Source organism: Pedobacter sp. Hv1, from assembly GCF_001412215.1.
Classification (GTDB): Bacteria; Bacteroidota; Bacteroidia; order Sphingobacteriales; family Sphingobacteriaceae; genus Pedobacter.
Map to the genome: position 1 here is coordinate 126,465 of NZ_LLWP01000004.1, position 20,525 is coordinate 146,989.

At 34.6% G+C, this 20,525-nt stretch carries 21 protein-coding genes and 1 other RNA gene; 11 read left to right on the forward strand and 11 right to left on the reverse strand.

Going from position 1 to position 20,525, the window contains the following annotated elements; translation table 11 throughout:
• Nucleotides 1–27 precede the first annotated feature (27 nt).
• The gene (locus AQF98_RS08325; protein ID WP_055131478.1) at nucleotides 28–642 is read right to left on the reverse strand and encodes an insulinase family protein; all 615 of its coding nucleotides are present in this window, start codon (nucleotides 640–642) and stop codon (nucleotides 28–30) included.
• A 170-nt stretch (nucleotides 643–812) separates the two neighbouring features.
• Between AQF98_RS08325 and AQF98_RS08330 the strand changes: the two genes are divergently transcribed.
• The 3 genes from AQF98_RS08330 to AQF98_RS08340 all read left to right on the forward strand — a co-directional run bounded on the left by AQF98_RS08330 (nucleotide 813) and on the right by AQF98_RS08340 (nucleotide 2,683).
• A complete protein-coding gene (locus AQF98_RS08330; protein ID WP_055131479.1) occupies nucleotides 813–1,394 on the forward strand; it encodes a GrpB family protein in 582 nt (193 codons plus the stop codon).
• Between the two features lie 241 nt (nucleotides 1,395–1,635).
• On the forward strand, nucleotides 1,636–2,088 hold the full coding sequence (locus AQF98_RS08335) for a DUF1569 domain-containing protein (protein WP_055131480.1): 453 nt from the start codon (nucleotides 1,636–1,638) through the stop codon (nucleotides 2,086–2,088).
• A 4-nt stretch (nucleotides 2,089–2,092) separates the two neighbouring features.
• Complete coding sequence (locus AQF98_RS08340; protein ID WP_235524200.1) at nucleotides 2,093–2,683, forward strand: YdeI family protein; 591 nt, start codon at nucleotides 2,093–2,095, stop codon at nucleotides 2,681–2,683.
• 50 nt (nucleotides 2,684–2,733) lie between these two features.
• Here AQF98_RS08340 and AQF98_RS08345 read toward each other — a convergent pair whose 3' ends face one another.
• Together AQF98_RS08345 and AQF98_RS08350 are read right to left on the reverse strand one after the other, a co-directional pair.
• Complete coding sequence (locus tag AQF98_RS08345; protein ID WP_055131481.1) at nucleotides 2,734–3,216, reverse strand: SRPBCC domain-containing protein; 483 nt, start codon at nucleotides 3,214–3,216, stop codon at nucleotides 2,734–2,736.
• Entirely contained in the window at nucleotides 3,203–3,538 is a 336-nt protein-coding gene (locus AQF98_RS08350) for a helix-turn-helix transcriptional regulator (protein ID WP_055131482.1), read from the reverse strand. The genes AQF98_RS08345 and AQF98_RS08350 overlap by 14 nt, the downstream gene beginning before the upstream one ends.
• Before the next feature lie 422 nt (nucleotides 3,539–3,960).
• Here AQF98_RS08350 and AQF98_RS08355 point away from each other — a divergent pair, with 422 nt between their 5' ends.
• From AQF98_RS08355 to AQF98_RS08370, 4 genes are all read left to right on the forward strand, one after another.
• Complete coding sequence (locus AQF98_RS08355) at nucleotides 3,961–5,202, forward strand: site-specific integrase (RefSeq protein WP_055131483.1); 1,242 nt, start codon at nucleotides 3,961–3,963, stop codon at nucleotides 5,200–5,202.
• Nucleotides 5,203–5,312: 110 nt separating this feature from the next.
• The gene (locus AQF98_RS08360; protein WP_152969674.1) at nucleotides 5,313–5,666 is read left to right on the forward strand and encodes an AlpA family transcriptional regulator; all 354 of its coding nucleotides are present in this window, start codon (nucleotides 5,313–5,315) and stop codon (nucleotides 5,664–5,666) included.
• Nucleotides 5,667–5,908: 242 nt separating this feature from the next.
• Nucleotides 5,909–6,619, forward strand: a complete 711-nt coding sequence (locus AQF98_RS08365) for a hypothetical protein (RefSeq protein WP_152969675.1) — start codon at nucleotides 5,909–5,911, stop codon at nucleotides 6,617–6,619.
• 6 nt (nucleotides 6,620–6,625) lie between these two features.
• Nucleotides 6,626–6,868 carry a hypothetical protein gene (locus AQF98_RS08370; RefSeq protein WP_055131486.1) on the forward strand — a complete coding sequence of 81 codons (243 nt, stop codon included), beginning with the start codon at nucleotides 6,626–6,628 and terminating at the stop codon, nucleotides 6,866–6,868.
• Nucleotides 6,869–7,056: 188 nt separating this feature from the next.
• Here AQF98_RS08370 and AQF98_RS08375 read toward each other — a convergent pair whose 3' ends face one another.
• Entirely contained in the window at nucleotides 7,057–7,287 is a 231-nt protein-coding gene (locus tag AQF98_RS08375) for a helix-turn-helix domain-containing protein (RefSeq protein WP_200911861.1), read from the reverse strand.
• 79 nt (nucleotides 7,288–7,366) lie between these two features.
• On the opposite strand from AQF98_RS08375, the gene AQF98_RS08380 reads away from it, so the two are divergent.
• Nucleotides 7,367–7,771, forward strand: a complete 405-nt coding sequence (locus AQF98_RS08380; protein ID WP_055131487.1) for a hypothetical protein — start codon at nucleotides 7,367–7,369, stop codon at nucleotides 7,769–7,771.
• A gap of 1 nt (nucleotide 7,772) precedes the next feature.
• Entirely contained in the window at nucleotides 7,773–8,693 is a 921-nt protein-coding gene (locus AQF98_RS08385) for a hypothetical protein (RefSeq protein WP_055131488.1), read from the forward strand.
• A gap of 318 nt (nucleotides 8,694–9,011) precedes the next feature.
• Here the strand turns inward: AQF98_RS08385 and ssrA are convergent.
• The 3 genes from ssrA to AQF98_RS08395 form a co-directional block, all read right to left on the reverse strand.
• Nucleotides 9,012–9,378, reverse strand: a transfer-messenger RNA (tmRNA) gene (gene ssrA / locus AQF98_RS21815).
• A gap of 151 nt (nucleotides 9,379–9,529) precedes the next feature.
• The gene (locus AQF98_RS08390) at nucleotides 9,530–10,729 is read right to left on the reverse strand and encodes a pyridoxal phosphate-dependent aminotransferase (protein WP_055131489.1); all 1,200 of its coding nucleotides are present in this window, start codon (nucleotides 10,727–10,729) and stop codon (nucleotides 9,530–9,532) included.
• 60 nt (nucleotides 10,730–10,789) lie between these two features.
• A complete protein-coding gene (locus AQF98_RS08395; protein WP_055131490.1) occupies nucleotides 10,790–11,182 on the reverse strand; it encodes a DUF1573 domain-containing protein in 393 nt (130 codons plus the stop codon).
• 130 nt (nucleotides 11,183–11,312) lie between these two features.
• On the opposite strand from AQF98_RS08395, the gene AQF98_RS08400 reads away from it, so the two are divergent.
• Nucleotides 11,313–13,739 (forward strand): thiamine pyrophosphate-dependent enzyme, encoded by a 2,427-nt coding sequence (locus AQF98_RS08400; protein ID WP_152969676.1) that lies wholly within the window; start codon nucleotides 11,313–11,315, stop codon nucleotides 13,737–13,739.
• A gap of 214 nt (nucleotides 13,740–13,953) precedes the next feature.
• Complete coding sequence (locus AQF98_RS08405) at nucleotides 13,954–16,239, forward strand: tetratricopeptide repeat-containing sensor histidine kinase (protein WP_055131492.1); 2,286 nt, start codon at nucleotides 13,954–13,956, stop codon at nucleotides 16,237–16,239.
• A 248-nt stretch (nucleotides 16,240–16,487) separates the two neighbouring features.
• On the opposite strand, the gene AQF98_RS08410 is transcribed toward AQF98_RS08405, so the two are convergent.
• From AQF98_RS08410 to aroA, 4 genes are all read right to left on the reverse strand, one after another.
• Nucleotides 16,488–17,234, reverse strand: a complete 747-nt coding sequence (locus tag AQF98_RS08410) for a LytTR family DNA-binding domain-containing protein (protein WP_055131493.1) — start codon at nucleotides 17,232–17,234, stop codon at nucleotides 16,488–16,490.
• A 169-nt stretch (nucleotides 17,235–17,403) separates the two neighbouring features.
• Nucleotides 17,404–18,012: a DUF1684 domain-containing protein gene (locus tag AQF98_RS08415; protein ID WP_055131494.1), complete on the reverse strand. Its 609-nt coding sequence runs from the start codon at nucleotides 18,010–18,012 to the stop codon at nucleotides 17,404–17,406.
• A 5-nt stretch (nucleotides 18,013–18,017) separates the two neighbouring features.
• Nucleotides 18,018–19,115, reverse strand: a complete 1,098-nt coding sequence (gene aroC / locus AQF98_RS08420; protein ID WP_055131495.1) for a chorismate synthase — start codon at nucleotides 19,113–19,115, stop codon at nucleotides 18,018–18,020.
• Nucleotides 19,116–19,210: 95 nt separating this feature from the next.
• Nucleotides 19,211–20,485: a 3-phosphoshikimate 1-carboxyvinyltransferase gene (aroA, locus tag AQF98_RS08425; protein WP_055131496.1), complete on the reverse strand. Its 1,275-nt coding sequence runs from the start codon at nucleotides 20,483–20,485 to the stop codon at nucleotides 19,211–19,213.
• Between the last annotated feature and the right edge of the window lie 40 nt (nucleotides 20,486–20,525).

A 20,525-nucleotide genomic window follows, 5' to 3' on the forward strand; every position in this document is an offset into this window, starting at 1 on the left:
CCTTTTGAACTTAACCTTAAAATAAATTTATTTACTATCTAATAGTCGAGTTGGAGTTTCGCTCCAGTTGGCAAAAGATTTCTCTGCCAATGTTTTAGCTTCCGAAACACTAATGTTTCCTGCAATAGTTAAATAAGTTTTAGCAGGTGTAATATTGTTAGTGTAATATGCTTTTACATCGTTTAAAGTTAATTGTGCCAATGAAGACTCATTTACATGCACTGGATAATAACGATTTTTAGCTTTAACACTTGCAATTACTTTGCTTTTAGCCTCTTCAAAAGTAGTTTGACTAAATGTTGGATCTTGAATAGAAGCAGACAATACAGTTAATGCATCGCCGAAATTCGTTGTCGATGCCATCATATGTCCACCATTTTCATTGTAGTTGATACCACTGTTACCAGTAGCATGGTTTAACATAGCAGTTAAAATGTGTTGTACACCTGCTTGTTTATCGTTTACCAAATCGTTGGTTAAACTAGTGTGTACTTTTGTAACGTTTTTGTTTTCGGCTACAATTACAGTTAATCCGTTTTTAAGTTTAAAACTTACGGGTTCCTTCATGCTTGAAGATTGGGCATTTGCTATTTGAACAGTTAGTACAGTGATAGCGATTGTTAAGATATTTCTGATTTTCATATGATCGGTTTTTAATATATGATCGCCTCAAAAGTACGGAGGCCAAACATCCCATAAAATGAAGAATAGGTAGAAAGGCAAAAGTACCCGACGAAAGGGGGAATATTTACTTTGTATTTTTTGGCTTATGAAGCGTTTAATAAGCTCAACTGATTTTTTAATTTTGTGTAATGAGTAAGGATAAAATAGAAATTGCAGCCTACAACCCAGTTTGGAAAGACCAATTTGAAGAATTGAAAAATGTATATGCGCTATATTTGAAAGATATAGTTAAAGGCATTGAACATGTGGGTAGCACTGCGGTTCCGGGTCTAGCTGCTAAGCCAGTACTTGATATTGATCTTGTGATAGATAATGAAACCAAACTCCAAAAGGTCATTTCGGTTTTAACTGGTTTGGGTTATGAGTTTAGGGGCGATTTAGGGATCAAAGACAGGTATGCCTTTCGTGCAAATTCGATTGCTACGCCGAATACAGGAACACATCAAGCATGGCCAAAACATCATTTGTACTGTTGTATAGCAAATAGCGTGAGCTTAAACAACCATTTAACCTTGCGAAATGCATTAAGAGCTGATCCAACACTCAGAATAGAATATGATCAGTTGAAAAAAGACCTGGCCAATGCTACAACTGATATGGAAGTGTATATTGAAGGAAAAAGTGATTTTATAGCTAAGGTTCTTTCACAAAATGGCCTAGCCATGAGTGAAATTGAGGATATCATAAAGCAAAATTTAAAGAAAAACTAAGGAGTAGGAGTTGAGAACTCCATATCTATCATTTATCCCATTTCACAGACAGAGGAAGGTCATATTCTTTCCTAATTATCTGATAATCTCCGATTAAATAATTATAGGCTAATTAATTCAGCGATGTACGCTTTTATTACCGATTATTTGGTGATATAATTTTGCTATTCATTTTTATCACTGCCATAGGGCTGTCACTCGAGCATTTTAGTTTTGGAGTGTAAATCAAAAAATAGTTAGAATGAATAATTTATTTAATCAATTAGATGTGTTGGGCATCTTGGTACGTATCGAAAAACTATCGCCAAATGCAGAGCGACAATGGGGAAAAATGAATGTAAACCAAATGTTGGCACATTGCAATGCCTCGCTTGAAACTGCAATGGGTTTAACCTTCTCTGAAAGGTTAGGCTTTGTAGGGCGATTTTTTGGCAAGTTGCTGAAACCTACGTATTTTAGTGAAAAACCATTTCCTAAAAATGGTACAACCGACAAAAGTTATATCATTAAGGGTAATCCAAATTTTGAAACAGAAAAAACAAAAGTGATCAAACACATTACTCAATTTTCAGAAGGAGGTCCGGCAAAATGTACCAAACATCCTCAGGCGTTTTTTGGAGAATTGACACCCGAAGAGTGGGCTATCATGCAATGGAAACATTTTGACCATCACTTGAGACAGTTTGGGGCTTAACTGAATGATGCTTAAAAAAGAAAAAGATATCGAATCTATTTGCCCAAGTAGTAGGGAAGAGTGGCGGCAATGGTTACTGGAGAATCACAGTTCAAAACAAGCGGTATGGCTGGTTTATTATAAAAAGAAAACCAACCAACCAACGCTCTCTTGGAGCGAGGCAGTAGATGAAGCACTCTGCTTTGGTTGGATAGACAGTCTAAAAAAAACTTTGGATGAAGAGACATTTACACAGTTTTTCTGCAAGCGTAAACCCAATAGTGTGTGGTCTAAGATCAATAAAGAAAAAGTGCAGCAATTGATTGCTAAAGGGTTGATGACATCTATGGGACACGAAAGCATTGAAACTGCAAAACAAAATGGTTCTTGGACTACGTTGGATGATGCAGAAGAACTGAAGATACCCCAAGACCTGCAGAAAGCACTAGAAGCTAAAGCAGATTCGATGGATTTCTTTTTAAGTTTAAGTAAATCTGCTAGAAAAAGTATTTTACAATGGCTGTTGCTTGCTAAAAGAGCAGAAACAAGGCAAAAGCGAATTGATGAAGTTGTAGCATTGGCTGCGCAAAAATTGAAACCCAAACAGTTCAGATAAAATAAAAATGGAATAGTTAAACGCTATTCCATTTTTGTAAGGTGTTAGAATTAACCAGCAATTAAGATGTTGTTCAGTCGATCGAACATACTGAACCAGCTTTGATAAGCACCTGTTTTTTTAGCTTCTGCTTCAGCTACCGTTTGGTGTAGGGTAAGTTTGGTCTGGTTACCTATGGCAGCAAAAGTAACTGTGGTTACAAGCGCCTCTGGCCAGTCTTCAGACTTTCCTGCTTCGTTGGCATTCACATTGTCTCCCTGTTCATTGCTCAAAATCATCGAAAAAACCAATCGTTCTGGAACAACAACTTCTTGATAAATACCTTTGATCCAGCATTCACCATGTACAGGATCGTTGATGCAAGAGTGAAATTCGCCTCCAACCTTTACAGCTATACTTTTAAATGCTATTGTGCAGCCATCTGGGGCATACCAATGTTTCAATTGCTCAGGATCTGTCCAAGCACTGAAAACGAGCTCACGTGGCGCATCAAATAGATGCGTAATGAGGAGTTCTTGATTATTTTTTTCCATTGTCTTTGGTTTTTATGTCTACTAAATATTGATCTAATTTTTCAAATCGGTTAACCCAATGTTTTCTAGATTGTTCCACCCAGGTAACTACCTCATCTAGCTGATCTAAACGTGCTTCGCAAAACCGATCTCTTCCACTTTGTTTAATCACCACTAATCCACAATCGACCAGTATTTTTACATGGAGCGAAATTGCTTGTCTGGTCATGTCAAATTTTTCTGCTATGGCATTTACATTGTAAGCTTGGGTGGCAATGAGACCAATAATCTCTCTGCGGGTAGGGTCGGCTATGGCCTGGTATACATCTCGTCTGGCTTTCATAATACGCAAGTAAGTGCTTGCAAATATAAGCGCAAGTATTTACTTGCGCAAATAAAATTTTACTTTTTTGAAAAATGGGTGGATAAATAAAAAAGGGAATAGTATCTAACCATTCCCTTTATGTGGAGCCGAAGGTTCCTCTTCCAATCACCAAATTCAACAAACAAATCTCAAAATCCACAAAGCAATTATAAGCCCTTTATAAGTTGTGGATTGCTATTTCCCAAGTAAGATAAAGTCAAGTAAAATTGAGCAAAGAAATCTTTGTATGGGAAGATGTATGGAAGGTTACATCTTGTGTTCATTTGCAATTCTCCTTCAAAAATCGTATATTTGTTATTATATCTAATTGATTATTATATATTTATATTATTTATTTAAATAAAGTAATTAATTGATAAAATTAAAAGTTATTTGAATTCATGGCAAAAGCAACACCAAAACTAGAACAGCGCAAGGACGCTAAAACTGGTTTATCAAGACAAATTGATGTATCAATATTAATAGATTTTTCATTTGATGGTCAAAGAATATGGCTACAAACCGGCTTAAGAATTGACAAGAAAAATTGGGATGAAAAGAATTGTAGAGTTAAGCCCAATGTTATTGGTAGTGTAGAAATGAATGGTATAATTGCTGAGAAATGTGAGCACATTACTAAAATCTATAGAGAAGCTATTTTGATGGGTAAAACACCAAGTGTAAGTTACTTAAGAAATATCTTACAAGGTAATAAACCTACAAGCAGGAAGTCTGTTATTCAACACTATGATGATTTTATAGATGGATATAGGATTAAAGCTTCAGAGGGTACAATTAAAAAGCTACAAACCAACAAAAAACACTTACAGAACTTTGTTAAAGCTTATAGGATTAGTTTAGATTTTGACGGCATCGATATTCCATTTTTAAATAAATATGTGGAGTATTTTCAAGTTAAAAAACTTCACACTAATGGGACAATTGGTAGAAATGTCAAGGTATTGAAATGGTTTTTAAACCATTGTGCGAAGATGGGCTATCATTCCAATTATGCTTTTAAATCATTTACTTATAAAATAACAGAGGCAGAGGTAATTAATTTAACCTATGAAGAGTTATTTAGGCTGTATAACTTAAAGTTGGATAATGAATGTTTTTCACAGGTTCGAGATGTGTTTTGTTTCTGTTGTTTTACAGCTCTAAGGTATGGAGACGTAAAAAATTTAAAAAAAACAGATATAAACGGAGATATTTTTGAAATTATAACCTTAAAAACTCAATCGAAAGCCACTATTCCATTAATTCTTGAAGCACAAGCAATTTTAAGTAAATATGAAAATGTATTGGGTAATAGAGCATTACCAGTAATTTCTAACCAAAAAATGAATGAGTACCTAAAAGTAGTGGCAAAAATGGCAAAGTTAACAAGACCTATAACAAAAGTTAGATATAGGGGTAGTAAACGATTAGAGGAAACTTATCCATTACATGATATAATTACTACGCACATGGGAAGGAAAACTTGTATCAGCTATTTAGTTAGCCAAAATATGAGCAGTGAACTTATCAGGTCTATTTCCAACCATAAAAGCATATCTGCATTTTCAAGGTATGTTAATATTAATATTGAACATAAAGCCACTGAAATGAGGCTTGCATTTAGTAACGTTAAAACAGCTTAAAAAAATTATGACTTAAAAAAAATTACCTATACGTACGCTGGATTTGAAATCCCCATCTGCTAAAGTAGATGATGGAGTACACACTACATTATCAAATGCTGCGATTGATAATGACAATAAATGTTGCAACAGCAAAAACAAACAATATGTTATTATTAAATAAAAATAGTAATGAAATTATTATTAAAATAAACCTAGATACACTTCTACCAGAATTAAAAGAACTAGTAGAAAATACAATAAAAACAACAATCGAGGCTCAACATCAAATTGAGCCTTCTTCTACACAATCAGACCTACTTACACGGCTACAGACCTGTAAACTACTTAAAATCTCACTTCCAACCTTAGATGCAAGAATTAAAGATGGAAGTATTCCATGCTTTAGAATTGGCAAAAAGGTTCTTTTTGATGAGGTAAAAGTTATGGAAAGCATAGCTAGAAAGAGAGGTAAAAATGTTTGACAATGTAGGCCTCGAAATTAACAATTACTCCATACTAGAGTTTGAACAATTAACTGATAGACTGGGTATAATCTGTCCAATTGGTAGCAATAGAGTGTGGTTCAATTTTCACAACCTTAGAATAAGGTACTACCCCTAATAACAAATCAATACGAATAAATAATTCTTTGCATAAGTTTTACAATTCCGCAATTGGAATAATGGGAGCTGCAGAAAATCATAATGATTTTAACATAAATAATATGAAAGAAGTAGCAGAAGAATTGTCGAGAATTTTTGAAAGACCTATTCATCATTTTTTACTTTCAAGACCGATTGAAGTTGGAGTAAATATAGATGTTATTGGTTCAACACCATTCGAGATAATTAACAGATACCAATCTTATTTAGCTGGTAGTAGCAATAATGCATTTCATACTATTGAGCCAAGGGATAGAGGGAGACCAATTACTAGAAAATGTTTTTTTACTGATTATAAAATTAAATTTTATGATAAATCCAAGCAAGCAAAACTAAGTGGAAGAAATATACTTAGGTATGAGATAGTGTTTGACCAACTAAGGAAGATTAGAACCGTTGTAGGAAGAGATAATCTGACTTTGCAGACATTGTGCGAAAGGGAAACCTGGGTGCATTTTGGGCTTTATTTGTTAAAAGTTTACAGAAACATTAAAAAGCTCCCTCTAATCGAGGGGAATGTAATTGCTGTTAAAGACTTGAATAAAATTTATGCAGAATGTAATAGTCAATTTAAGAGCGATTTAAAAAGGTCATTAACTCCAACTCACTATAATAAAGCAAGGATGGAAAATGTAGAATGTTATAACTTTTGGAACAATGCCACCGAGAATGTTCACGTTTTAATCAATAAAAAAATATATAATAAAATAAAAAAAATAATAACCGTACCCGTTGCATCGCTTGTAAGTAACTGTGAAACGGAATTAAATTAAAATAATATGAAAACAATAACAATATCTAAAATAAGACCTAAAAGAAAAAGTTATGGAACATTTGGAGTAAAAAAACATGGACATAAAACCCAAAAGAGAAGTATTAGTTCATTTGATTGGGTTAAAATGTTACATAGTAGTATCCGTGATATAGATTTAGTAATTAAAAATCATCCTAATATGGATGGATTAAATATTTTAAAACAGGATATGTTAGATTTAATAAATTTTAAAAATAAAAAAAATTGAAATAATAATAAAAATATATAATTAATTAAAAATAAAAGGTCGGCATTGCTGGCCTTTTGTGTTGAAATATGGGTCAATATGTGCGATGTACGGCAAGAACTCTTTTTTCTCGGTATCTTATGCGAAAAGAAATTTAAGTCCCGTATATGGATTATATTAAAGTTGTAAAAAATATAATTAAATATATTTTAATCAACTAGTGGAAGTAATTTATCGATAGGTGTATTTAGTGCTTTGGATAGAGCATAGATTGTACTAATAGTTACATTTACTTCTCCTCTTTCAATTCTTCCAACTTGAGATAATGGTATGTCTGCAGAGTTGGCAAGTTGTTCTTGTGATAAAAGAAGAGAATTTCTTAAATCTCTTACCCTTTGGCCAAAGGCCTTTATAGCTTTGTCATTTTTAATTTTTATCACGCAACCAAATTGGTGGATACGTTTATTTTTATTTGACGCATATATGCGCTATTTTTACTAAACTTTCAAAATATAAATTATGAGGAAAACTTTAACTAGGATAATGTTAATAATGCTTTTATTGTGTCCAATAATGAGTTTGGCTCAAAGAATTGATGGAATAACATATAGAGCAGATAAATGGGCTGATTTAACCAAATATAAAAGTTGGGCACAGGCCATGGATAATCCAAAATATGAGAAAGTTGCTGTATTTATAAATGATAAGGAAGTCCAACTATTAAAGGGAAAAAATTTACAAACTTATATTATCACAAAAAGAATTAATGGGTCAAATGAGCAAACAATAAACTTTAAAATTAATTATAATAATAAAATCTATGATTTAAAGGTTTTTGAAATTGAAGGTTCTACTTTCTTTAAAATGGAAGGTCTTTGGATGATTGAATTTTTGAACGAGAATAGACAAATAATATATAAATAAAATGGACTTTCAGAATTTAATGCTTAAAAAATTACTAGGGTTAACTATAGCCTTAATTTTTTCTACTATAGTATATGCCCAAGATAAAAGCCTAGTGCATCTAATTTCAGCTTCAGAGAATAGTTTTAATACTAAGAAAGTTCCTGAGGATGTACAAAAAAGTAGTTTAGATAGAATTGATGAAAAATTTGTCAGATGGATTGATGAACTTGAATTTGTTAATGATTATTATTCAAGCCTAATCAAAAAAGGATACAGTCCATGCGATTATAAAATTGGTAACTTGATTTACTTTGATAATGGATATTATTCAAAAGTGGATACTTTTTATTTCGTAAATAAACCTAAAGGAATAATTGTCAGTTTAATGAAAAGCGTTGGAAATCGATTTGATGAGAATAAGTTATATATAACTAGTAAGTGGTACTCTTCTAATATGAGACTGCACCAAAAATCCCAGCCTGAATATGAATTTGAAAATTACTTTTTACCAAGAATATCAAAGGAATTTGATTTTAAGCTGATAAGTGAAACGAACACAGATAGTAGAGTTTCAATTACAGATACTGAAATAGGCACACTTAAATTAGAAAGATTGATAATAAATAATATTACTCCAACTGGAAATAAAATTGCAACAAAGTATAATGATAAGCTTTGGAGATTAATTAATTGGAGGGAGTCAACTAACAAAATCTACAAATATTCACTTGAAAAAATGAATTTACTGGGGTATGAATTTGTCAACATAAGTGTAAATGATGGGGCGCATAAAACTTACGTCTATAGGAATTGTATTAAAGGATTAGTGTTTGAGGTAACCGAATGGTTTAGTGAGGGGATAATATCTTTAAACTTAAATTGGTATGACAAGAGTATAAAAAATAGAATTGGCTCTTTGATTTACTGTGACTTAAAATAAAGAAAGATTTTTCCTTCAAAAATTCCCTTTTTACCTTTGTTAGGTTAAATAAAAACTATAAAAAAATTTGCATTTGGAAGAATTTCTAAATCTTCACGACTTTAATGTTAAAAATAAAAGAGGTCTTAAATTTATTTTTTAATAAAAAAATATTAAAACTTTTTTAAAATTTAAAAATTCTCTACATCAATCAAAAAATTTATGAATTTCTACTATAAAATATCAAAACCAATAGTATTCAAGAATTGTATGGGATTTTGTATGGGAAAGAAAAAAGCTGCGAAAAATCTCGGAAATTTCGCAGCTTTCGATAAAAATTTGTGGAGCCGAAGGGGTTCGAACCCTTGTCCAGTTGTGTGATAAATTACACCTTCTACATGCTTATTTTCCAATTAGTTGTCGGGATCTGGCGGGCTGGAAACCGACCTAACCTTTCTCCTTAGGTACTTTGTTTCGCCATTGTACCGTACCTTACAATCGCTAGCGCTGTTATTTCGATGCCTCTATTACTAACCTAACAATGCAGCAGTTAGCGAGACAAAAGCTATTTAATTCTAAATTAAGCAGCTAAGGCGTAGTTATTTTCGCCAATTATTGTTTTGAACGTTCTCTTTTAAGTGCTCTCCGTACAACGCACTGCATGCTAACATACTCAGCGCCACCCTGTCAAATCCAAAACGGCCCCATTTGTAAATTTCCAGTTCTTAGCTTTTAGCTATCGAACAAGCAGAACTGGAGAACAAAGATACAAAAAAAATGGCTAACGGGTTAATTGTTTAAATCGGTTAACTGTTCATATACTTCAAACAATTAACCAATTTAAACAGTTTTAACAATTAAGCTTGTCTACCCGGATATTGTTGCAAAGCCACTTCCAAACAATCCATAGCCGCATTCAAATCGGCTGTATTTAAAACATAAGCCATGCGTACTTCATTTTTACCACTACCAGCGCTAGAATAGAAACCTGTAGCCGGTGCTATCATTACGGTAGCGCCATTGTGCTCAAAACTTTCTAACATCCATTGGCAAAAAGCGTCTGCATCGTCAATTGGAAATTTAGCTACCACATAAAATGCACCACCCGGATTTGGGCAAAATACACCTTCAATGCTGTTTAAGCGGTTTACCAAAGTATCACGACGTAAAGTATATTCTTTATTTACTTCTTCAAAATAGCTATCTGGTGTGTCCACTGCTGCAGTACCTGCAATCTGCTCTACCATACCCGGACTTAAGCGAGCTTGTGCAAATTTCAATCCCGAAGCAATTACATCTTTGTTTTTGGTAATTAAACAACCCAAACGAGCCCCACAAGCACTGTAACGTTTAGAAACAGTATCCATAATGACTACGTTATCTTCCAGACCATCTAAATGCATTGGCGAAATAAATTCACGCCCATCATAACAGAATTCACGGTAAGCTTCATCAGAGAACAAGAAAAGATCGTATTTCAAGCACAATGCTTTTAAGGCTTCTAGTTCTTCTCTAGAATATAGATATCCAGTAGGATTGTTTGGATTACAGATAATGATGGCTTTGGTTTTTGCAGTAATCAGTTTCTCAAACTCTGCAATAGGAGGTAAGGCAAAACCATTTTCAATATAAGATAAAATCGGTTTAACCACCACATTGCTCATACAGGCAAAACCATTGTAATTGGCATAAAATGGTTCTGGGATAATGATTTCATCACCTTCGTTTACGCAAGTTTGCATGGCAATGGTAATGGCCTCAGAGCCACCTACGGTAACCAATATGTTTTCAGGTTGAATGTTGTAACCTAATTTGTTGTAATATTCAGTCAGTTTGGTTCTATAGGCTAAAGTACCTTCAGATGGGGTATAGGCCCAAACATTGAAATCTATGTTTTTAATGGCATTTAACATGCCTTCTGGTGTAGCAATATCTGGCTGACCTATATTTAAGTGATATACCTTTTTACCAGCAGCTTTAGCTTGATCTGCAAAAGGTGTAAGTTTTCTAATTGGTGAAGCGGGCATTTGTAACCCTTTTTCTGAAATTTTTGGCATGGCACAAAAATAAAAAACCCCGTTGGATTAACGGGGTTTTATTTAAATATGTTTAAAATTTTACTTTGTATTGCCTTCTACATACTCACCTTTAATAATGAGTACTTTAGTAGTCGTTCTGGCATTAGAGGTTAAGGTAATTCCTTTGTTAAAAGGTAGAGGTGCTCCAGAAGGAGTTAACGTAACTTTTACAAAGCCTTTTTCGCCACTTTTAACAGGGGTTTTAGTGTATTCGCCAACTGTACAACCACAAGTAGTTTCTACTTTAGAGATAATTAACGGTGCTTCTCCAATATTGGTGAAATTAAAAGTATACACCACAGGTTTGTTCAGCGCAATTTTTCCAAAATCGTGAACTTCCGTATCGAACTTAAACTCAGCTGGTTTGGTCTGTGCATTTACTGTAATGCCAACGCCTAGGATCAATGCAAATATTAAAATTAACTTTTTCATGGTTTTTCGGGTTTAAACAAATTTAATGTTTTAATAGGTTAAAACAAAAAGTATTCCAAATATTATTTGCCGTTCAGATTAAGTCATAATTAGAAAGAATTGTATCTTTGCGCTCTAACCAATTTCACTTATGATGTCAGATAGTAAACTTACCACTAATCAGATTGATGCCTCAGAACTAAGTTTCGATGACTTTAAGTTAATTGTAATTAACGACTATAAGATTGCCTACGAGAGCCGTCAGGCAAGTTTGTTGGGCCGTAAAGAAGTTTTAACTGGCAAGGCAAAGTTCGGAATTTTTGGTGATGGAAAAGAAGTGCCACAGATTGCCATGGCCAAAGCTTTTAAAAATGGCGATTGGCGTTCTGGTTATTACCGCGATCAAACTTTTGCATTTGCTACTGGAATTTCCACTATAAAGGAATTTTTTGCACAATTGTATGCAAATCCAAGTGTAGAGGCAGATCCTTCTTCGGCAGGGCGACAAATGAACTGCCACTTTGCTACCCGTTCTTTAAATGAGGATGGTTCTTGGAAAGATTTAACAACAATTAAAAATTGTTCTTCAGATATTGCACCAACAGGTGGACAAATGGCCCGCTTAGTGGGTTTGGCTTATGCCTCAAAATTATTCCGCCAAAATCCTGAGCTTGATTACCTTAAAAACTTTTCGGTAAAAGGGAATGAAGTTGCTTTCGGTACCATTGGTAATGCATCAACCTCTGAAGGTGTTTTCTTTGAGGCCATTAATGCAGCTGGTGTATTGCAAGTGCCTATGGCCATTTCTGTTTGGGATGATGGTTATGGAATTTCTGTGCCTGCAAAATACCAAACTACCAAAGAAGATATCTCAGAAATTTTAAAAGGATTTCAAAGAGAAGAAGGTACTAATGGTTACGAGATTTTTAAGGTGAGAGGCTGGGATTATCCCGCATTATGCGAAACCTATCAAAAAGCTATTGCGGTATGCCGTGATGAGCATGTACCAGTTTTAATCCACGTAACCGAGGTTACACAACCACAAGGTCACTCTACTTCTGGCTCGCATGAGCGATATAAATTAAAAGATCGCTTGGATTGGGAAAAAGAATACGATTGTATTTTACAGATGCGCAAATGGATGATCGAATCGGCTATTGCTACCGAAGAAGATCTGGTTAAACTAGAAGAAGAAGCTAAAATATTGGTACGCAATACCCAAAAAGAAGCTTGGAATGAATTTTTAGAAGGGATTAAACAAGAGCAGAGTGAAGTAATCAACATGATCAATGCTTTTGCAAACGGACAGCCAGCTTTAACAAAAATAGCCGCTCAATTGGCTTCTGCATCAGATGCACAACGCAGAGAGGTAATGTCTGCTGCAAGGAAAGCAATTAGACAAAGTTTACACATGCCATCTGCAGAACGTGAAGTTTTGGTTCAATGGTATTTAAAGAATGCAGAAATAAATGAAGAGCGATATAGCTCAAAGTTATTTACAGATGGTAAAGAAAGCCCATTTTTAGTCAATGTTGTTCCTGCTGAATATACAGAAAGTAGCAAGATGATTGACGGGAGAGAACTGCTAAATGCTTGTTTCGATTCTAATTTTGCAAGAGATCAACGTTTAGTTGCTTTTGGCGAAGATTTAGGGAATATTGGAGATGTAAACCAAGGTTTTGCTGGTTTACAACAGAAATATGGCGATTTAAGGGTAACTGATACAGGCATTCGAGAAATGACCATTGTGGGCCAGGGTATAGGTTTGGCCATGCGTGGATTAAGACCCATTGCAGAAATACAATATCTTGATTATCTTCTATTTGCATTAAATATTTTAAGTGATGATTTAGCTAGTTTGTCTTACAGAACAAAAGCTGGTCAGAAAGCTCCTGTAATTGTGCGTACTCGTGGCCATCGTTTAGAAGGCGTTTGGCATTCAGGTTCGCCAATGGGAATGATCTTAGGGTCGCTACGTGGCTTACACATCTGTGTACCGAGAAATATGACCCAAGCTGCCGGAATGTACAATACTTTGTTCAGATCTGATGAACCAGCCTTGGTAATTGAGTGTTTAAATGGTTACCGTTTAAAAGAAAAACTTCCAGAAAATGTGGGAGAGTTTACAGTACCTTTAGGCAAAGCGGAAGTAATAAGAACAGGTACCGACTTAACAGTGGTTACCTACGGTTCTACTTTACGTATTGTAGAAGAAGCTGCAGAAGAATTGGAGCAATTGGGTATACATATCGAAATTATTGATCCTCAAACTATTCTACCTTTTGATATTGATCAATTGTGTAAAAAATCATTGCAAAAAACCAATAAACTTTTGGTGGTTGACGAAGATGTACCTGGAGGTGCAAGTGCATTTATTTTACAACAGATTTTGGAAGATCAGCAAGGTTATTATTTGTTAGATGCTCAGCCTAAAACATTAACGGCCAAAGCACATCGTCCGCCTTATGGCTCAGATGGTGATTATTTTAGCAAGCCTTCTGTAGATGATGTAATTGAAGCAGTATATCAAATGATGAATGAAAGTAATGCAGCAAAATATCCTGCTATTTTCAATTGAAATAATAACTAGAATTTAGCATAAAGCCCTGGATATATTTTTATTCAGGGCTTTTTTGTATTTGTTTTTTAATGAAAAATATTTGCTTATTAGGTAATAAACATTATCTTGAACCATTATTTCCGTAGCATGAATTTCCCTCATCCATGTGCTGTTAATGATCAAATTGATAGCTTTTATGGTAATGTTGAATGACTAAAACTGGTTAAATGATATGTTCAAAGTTTATATCTTTTGTTTCATTTTATTTTTGACGAGTTTCATTGCCAAAGCACAAGTTAAAACGCCACAACAAAGACTCGATAGTTTATTATTGCTAAATCAAAGCCATCCGAAAGAAGATTCGATGAAGGTAGTAATCTTAAAGGAAATCTATCGCCAATATATCAGGTTAAAAAATACTGCCAAAGTAGAAGAATTTGTTTTTCGAACCATTGTAATGGCTCAAAAGACCAACCAAAAGAACTACGAAGCAGAAGCCTTTTATAGATTTGGCCTCTATCATCATACTTTCGCCAATTACCAAAAAGCTGAAGAGTATTACACCAAAGCCATAGAGAAATTTATCGCTTTAAAAGATTTGGATTGGGTGGCGGGTATCTACTTGAACATGGGGGAGATGTATTATCGAATTCCCGATTATGCCAAAGGGCTAGAAGTCAATCAAAAAGCAATTGCCATTTACCTCAAAACAGGCAATGAGATAGATTTGGCAAGTTGTTATACCAATGTTGCTGGCATTTATCAAGATCTTGGACAACAAGACAATGCTTTATTTTATTTGAAAAAAGCACTAAAAATTTTCTCTCAGGCTGGCGAAGATACCCGTGGGGTTGCTGTAGTGTACAATACAATTGGAAGGGCCTATTTTACGGCTTCGAGTGATGAGCTGATTAAAATGGGGGTTGAGCCAAGTCAAAAAAATGAAATATCCTTAGAAAGCTTTACAAAAGCGCTAAGAATTGCAAAAATCATTAATGACAATGGAGTTCAGGGTGTTGCCAATAAAAACCTTGGCGGCGTTTATGAGGCGATGGGACAAAGGGGGCTTGCACTTAAAGCCTATGAAAAGTCGGTTGAACACAATAAAAAAGAAGACAATAGCAGAGAATATGGTTTTAGTCTTTTGGCCTTAGGCGATTTTTATGAACAAGATAACAATTATAGTAAGTCTAGGGAGTTTTTATTGGAGGCCTTAAATATTGGACAGCTGAACAAATTGCTTGAGCTACAGCGAAATGCTTACCTAAGTTTAAGTAAAGTTGAAGAAAAACAGAAGAATTTTAACCAATCTCTAAATTATTACAGACAGTATATCTTATTTAAAGACCAGATTTTTAACCAAGAAAAAGAAAAGGAGATTACGAGGAGACAATTGCAAATAGATTTTTCTGTTAAAGAAAAGGATTATCAATTGAAACAACAGGTAACTGATGGCGAATTGCAAAGGCAAGTTTTATTGGCAAGGCAACAACAGCAAAAACTAGTATTAAGGCAACAAGAATTGACTTTAAGCGACCAAGAAAAGAGTTTACAACGTTTAACATTTTTAAAAAGACAAGCAGATCTCGAAAATGAAAAACGTGCTCAAGGCGATGTACTTAAACAGCAAAAATTAAAAGCTGCCCTAAAAGACAAAGAAATTAGCCTACAAAGAACAGAGTTGAGAGTGAATAGGAACATCAATATATTTTTAGGAGTATTGGCTGCAGTTTTGTTTGCCTCTGCCTTATTTGTTTTCTATGCCCAGCATCGAACTGCAAAACTGAACAAGATTGTATCTGAACAAAAATTAGAGTTGGAAAAACTGGGAAAGGTAAAAGATCGGATATTTAGTTTGGTAAGCCACGATATGCGTACACCTGTAAATTCTCTAATTTCCTTTATTCAGTTGCTTGAAGGTGGAAATATTAGCCAAGAAAAACTAACCAGATATGCAGCAAACCTTAAAAATACGCTAGGTTATACCTCTGCAATGATGGAAAATTTATTGAATTGGGCTTCCAGTCAGATGGAAGGTTACCGACCGATTTTAGAAAAATTTGATGCAGAACTTTGTGCTAGAGATGTAATCAACTCGTTGCAGATAGGTGCAAATGAGAAAAATATAAAAATTGAAAACAAGATCAAGTCTGGGATACTTTGTTTAGCTGATATGAACATGACTTCGCTTGTTTTGCGGAACTTGATTAGCAATTCCATTAAATTTACAGCCAATAATGGTTGGATTAAGGTGAATGCCATACAAACCGAAAGCCATATCTTACTCAATATCACCGATAATGGACGAGGGCTGTCGCAAAGCCAATTGCTAATGTTTAATCAACCTGGTAACCAAGAAATAGGAGAGAGTACCTTAGGAACCAATAGAGAAAGAGGAACTGGAATTGGCCTGGTACTTTGCAAAACATTTACCGGTTTAATGAATGGCAGTTTAGAGGTAGTTAGTAAACAGAATGAAGGCAGTACTTTTACCTTACAATTGCCCAAAGCGACGTAAAATCGTAGTTTTTAGGTTAAAAGGTCTACCCAATAATTGTTTTAATCGACTAAATAGCCCAATTCATCAACTATACCAAAAGCCTAGTTTTATTTTATTGAAATTTGTACCATTCAATTCGTACAACAGGAGATAAAAATGAGTATTGTTAAGATTAAAGCTTTAGGAAAATTAGTTGGAAATTTTGTTGTGTTTCTTTATAGCCAGGGAATAAGTAACAATAGGATGGTTAAAAGGTTGAAATAAACCTATTTTGTATGCCTAGAAATGGTTTTATTGGTAATTTTCTCCATTAATTCCTGTCTATTTGCCAAGCTAATTGGTACATTGTAATTATGGTTCAACATAATTTCGTTATTGGCAACAGTTGCAATCTGATTTAAGTTAATGATATACTGTTTGTGTACCCTCGCAAAATTTTGTGGGAGCTGCTTTTCTAAATTCTTAAGATTAACTAAAGTGATGTGTTTTCCTTCTGCAGTAAATAACCTTGAAAAATCACCCATGCTTTCAATATAGATCACATCTTCATAATTCAATCTGGTAAAACCTTTGGTTTCCTTGATAAAAAAGTAATGATCTGAATCTGAAGAGGGGATTACATTGTTTTGATTTAAATCGGCTTGTCTTTTAAGATCGAGATATTCGATAGCTTTAGTACTCGCTTTTAACAAGCGTTCAAATGTGGCTGGTTTCACAATAAAATCTAGCGCATCCAGATTAAAGCTTTCGGCAGCGTACTCTGTAAAAGAAGTAATAAAGATAAAAATGGGAGGATTTTTAATGCTTTTCAACAAGCCCATTCCAGAAAGCTCTGGCATGTCAATGTCTGAGAAAACAATATCGATCTGTTCATTAATTAGGATATCCGATGCCTCAATCCCATTCTCACATGCAGCTTTTATTTCGAGTCTGTTAATTTTACGCAAAAACATTTCAATTGCATCGCGTTCAATCTCGTTATCGTCAACTATTAAACAGGTATAATTCCTCATTTAACTTTAAAGATAAATTTAAAATCCAATCTAAAAAATAATTATCGTATAAGGTAATAATTTTAAAAAAAGAAATGATCACAGTTGTTTTTTTATCTAATTGAAATATAGCTAATTAGCTTTTTTTAGCTTTGGACTTGTTCTAAATTATATATTTGAAGGAATTAAATTATTTATGTTTCTTTTCTCCTGTGTATAATTTTTCGCCTGCGGTAATGGCAATGGGAAGGTCATTTTCTTCTGGAGGTACTGGGCAGCGGTAACCATCGCTATAAGCACAATAAGGATTATAGGCTTTGTTAAAGTCTATTGTAATGCGTTTATTTTTGATGTCATTGCTATTCAAATCAATATATCTTCCACCCCCATAAGTTTCTTTGTTATTGGTTTGATCTGTAAATGGGAGAAATAGCAAATCTTTATAGGCTGGATTAATTGCTAAGGCAATGTTTTTATATACGGTTATTTTTAAAGCTTTTCCTTTGAGCGTAAAGTTCAATTCTGCATAACGAATAAATTCTTTGCTCGTTCCATCATAGGTTGGCATTTTAAAAATTTTTTCACCGGTTAATATTTTAACCGAAGCATTAACGCTATAGTTGCTATCAGCCTCATAAAAGTGAAGGTTTTTGAGGTCTTCTGCTTGAAGTGGGGAACGAGCTTCGGCCAGAAAATCTGCTTTATATTTAGTTCGATGTGCTTCAATTGAACTTTTATAGCCTTGGGCAATTCCATTCAAACTGAAAAAGCAAAAAAGTAAACCTAAATATCTACCCATGTTGTTTATAATTTAGCTGTTTTATTTCTTAAAAATTGATCGGCAAGTACCAATGCTGCCATAGCCTCCACAATAATCACTGCCCTAGGCACTACACAAGGATCATGTCGGCCTTTACCTTTAATTTCTGCAGCTTCACCAGCAGCATTAATGGTGGCTTGGTTATGCATAATGGTAGCCACAGGTTTAAATGCAACATTGAAAGTAATATCCATTCCATTAGAGATACCCCCTAAAATACCACCTGCATGATTGGTTATGGTTTTGAAAACCTGAACATTGCTAGCTTTAGGCTGTGGAATGTCGTTATGTTGCGAACCTCTAAGTTCACTGCCAGCAAATCCTGAACCATATTCAAAACCGTGTACTGCATTGATACTTAGCATTGCCTTTCCTAAATCTGCATGTAGTTTATCAAATACGGGTTCGCCTAAACCAGCCGGGCAGCCTTTAATTACACAACTGATCTTTCCACCTACGGTATCCCCATCTTTGCGAACAGAATCAATAAAATCAATCATTTGGTTGGCTGTTGCAGGATCTGCACAACGCACTATATTTTCTTCTCTGGTTGCCAAGGCCGAAGCCAAATCGTTGGTGTTAAAGTTTGGCGCCGTAATTTGTCCAACTGCAGTTACATGTGCGAAAATTTCTATCCCAAATTCTTTCAGTAGCAGTTTTGCAATTGCCCCAGCAGCCACACGGGCAGCAGTTTCGCGGGCCGAAGAGCGACCGCCGCCTCTATGATCACGAATACCATATTTGGCATCATATACATAATCTGCATGGCTAGGCCTATACACATCTATGTTATGTCCGTAATCTTTAGAGCGTTGATCTTCGTTTTGTATTAGTAAAGCTATAGGTGTTCCTGTACTTTTACCTTCAAAAATTCCAGATAAAACCTGTACCGTATCGCTCTCTTTACGTTGGGTGGTAATTTTAGATTGACCGGGTTTGCGCTTATCTAATTCTGATTGAATAAATGCTAAGTCGATTGTTAATCCTGCCGGACAGCCATCGATAATTACACCAATAGCAATTCCGTGCGATTCGCCAAAAGTTGTGATTTTAAATAATTGCCCGAATGAGTTACCTGCCATGAGTAAGAATAAAGTAGTTAGTATTTAGTAGTTAGATTGATTTTACTTGTAATAAATCTTAATTGTAATTTTGCATTCAGTCTAAATACTTTATACTAAGTACTAACTACTGAAAAACCTGCTTTTTCCAGATCATCCCAAAAGTAAGGATAAGATTTTTCAACTACTTGTTTTTCTTCAATTTCTAAAGTATCAATTTTCAATGCCAAAGGAGCAAAGGCCATTGCCATGCGGTGATCTTCGTAAGTGCTAATGGTTACTTTTTCTGGAAAATGTAGTCCACTACAATCTAATTTATAACTGAAGTTCTTTTCAATAAATTTAACTCCAATTTTTGCCAGTTCGGTCTGTAAGGCTAAAACACGGTTGGTTTCTTTAATTTTTAAGGTTTCTAGGCCTGTAAAAGTTGCATCATGGCCCAAGGCGGCACAAACAACTACTATTGTTTGTGCCAAATCTGGACATTCTTTTAGATCAAAAATCTTTCGTTCTATTTTTTTAGGTTCTTTTTTGAGATAAACACCACCATTTTTAAATTGTGAGGTGATCCCAAAATTCGCCATGATTTCTGTGATTTTACTATCGCCTTGTAAACTATAACCATTTAATCCCGGTAAAAATAGACTAGCCTCATCGGCTAGGGCAGCAATGGCATACCAATAAGAAGCGGCACTCCAGTCTGGTTCTACATAAAGTGTAGCTTGGTTAAAAGTTTGTGGGGCAATGGTAATTGTGTTTTCATCCCAGTCATTGCTAATCCCAACTTGCTCCAACATGGCCAAGGTCATTTCTACATAAGGTTTAGAAGTCAGTTCTCCTTCAATCTCTAAGGTTAAACCTAGTGGGAGTGAAGGGGCAATCATTAACAATGCCGAAATATATTGGCTACTGATATCACCTTTTATCTTCACATTTGAGCTTGTTTGTTCAAAAGGACCAGAAATTTGCAAAGGTGGAAATCCTTCATTTTCCAGATAGGTTATTTGCGCACCAATACTTCTTAAGGCTTCAGCCAAAATCCCAATGGGCCGTTGCTTCATCCTTTCTGTTCCTGTTAAGGTAAACTCTCCTTGCTGAATAGCTAAAAAAGCCGTTAAAAAACGCATTGCTGTACCAGCTGGGCCAATATCTACTGTTAGTCTTGAGTCCTCAGTACTAAGTCCTGAGTTTTGAGTCTCGAATATAGCTTTAAGACTGCCAGTAAGGGTAACTGTATCAGCCGCAACTGATAAATTCTCTACTTTTACAGTGTTTTTGCTTAGCGCATTGATAATCAAAGCTCTATTGCATTCGCTCTTAGAACCTGTAAGTTTAATTTCGGTATCAATCTGTTTGTTTCCTTTGAAAGAAAGCAATACGTTTTCGGACATTCTTTTAGTATATAGTAAGGTGTAAGAAATATAAAATAAT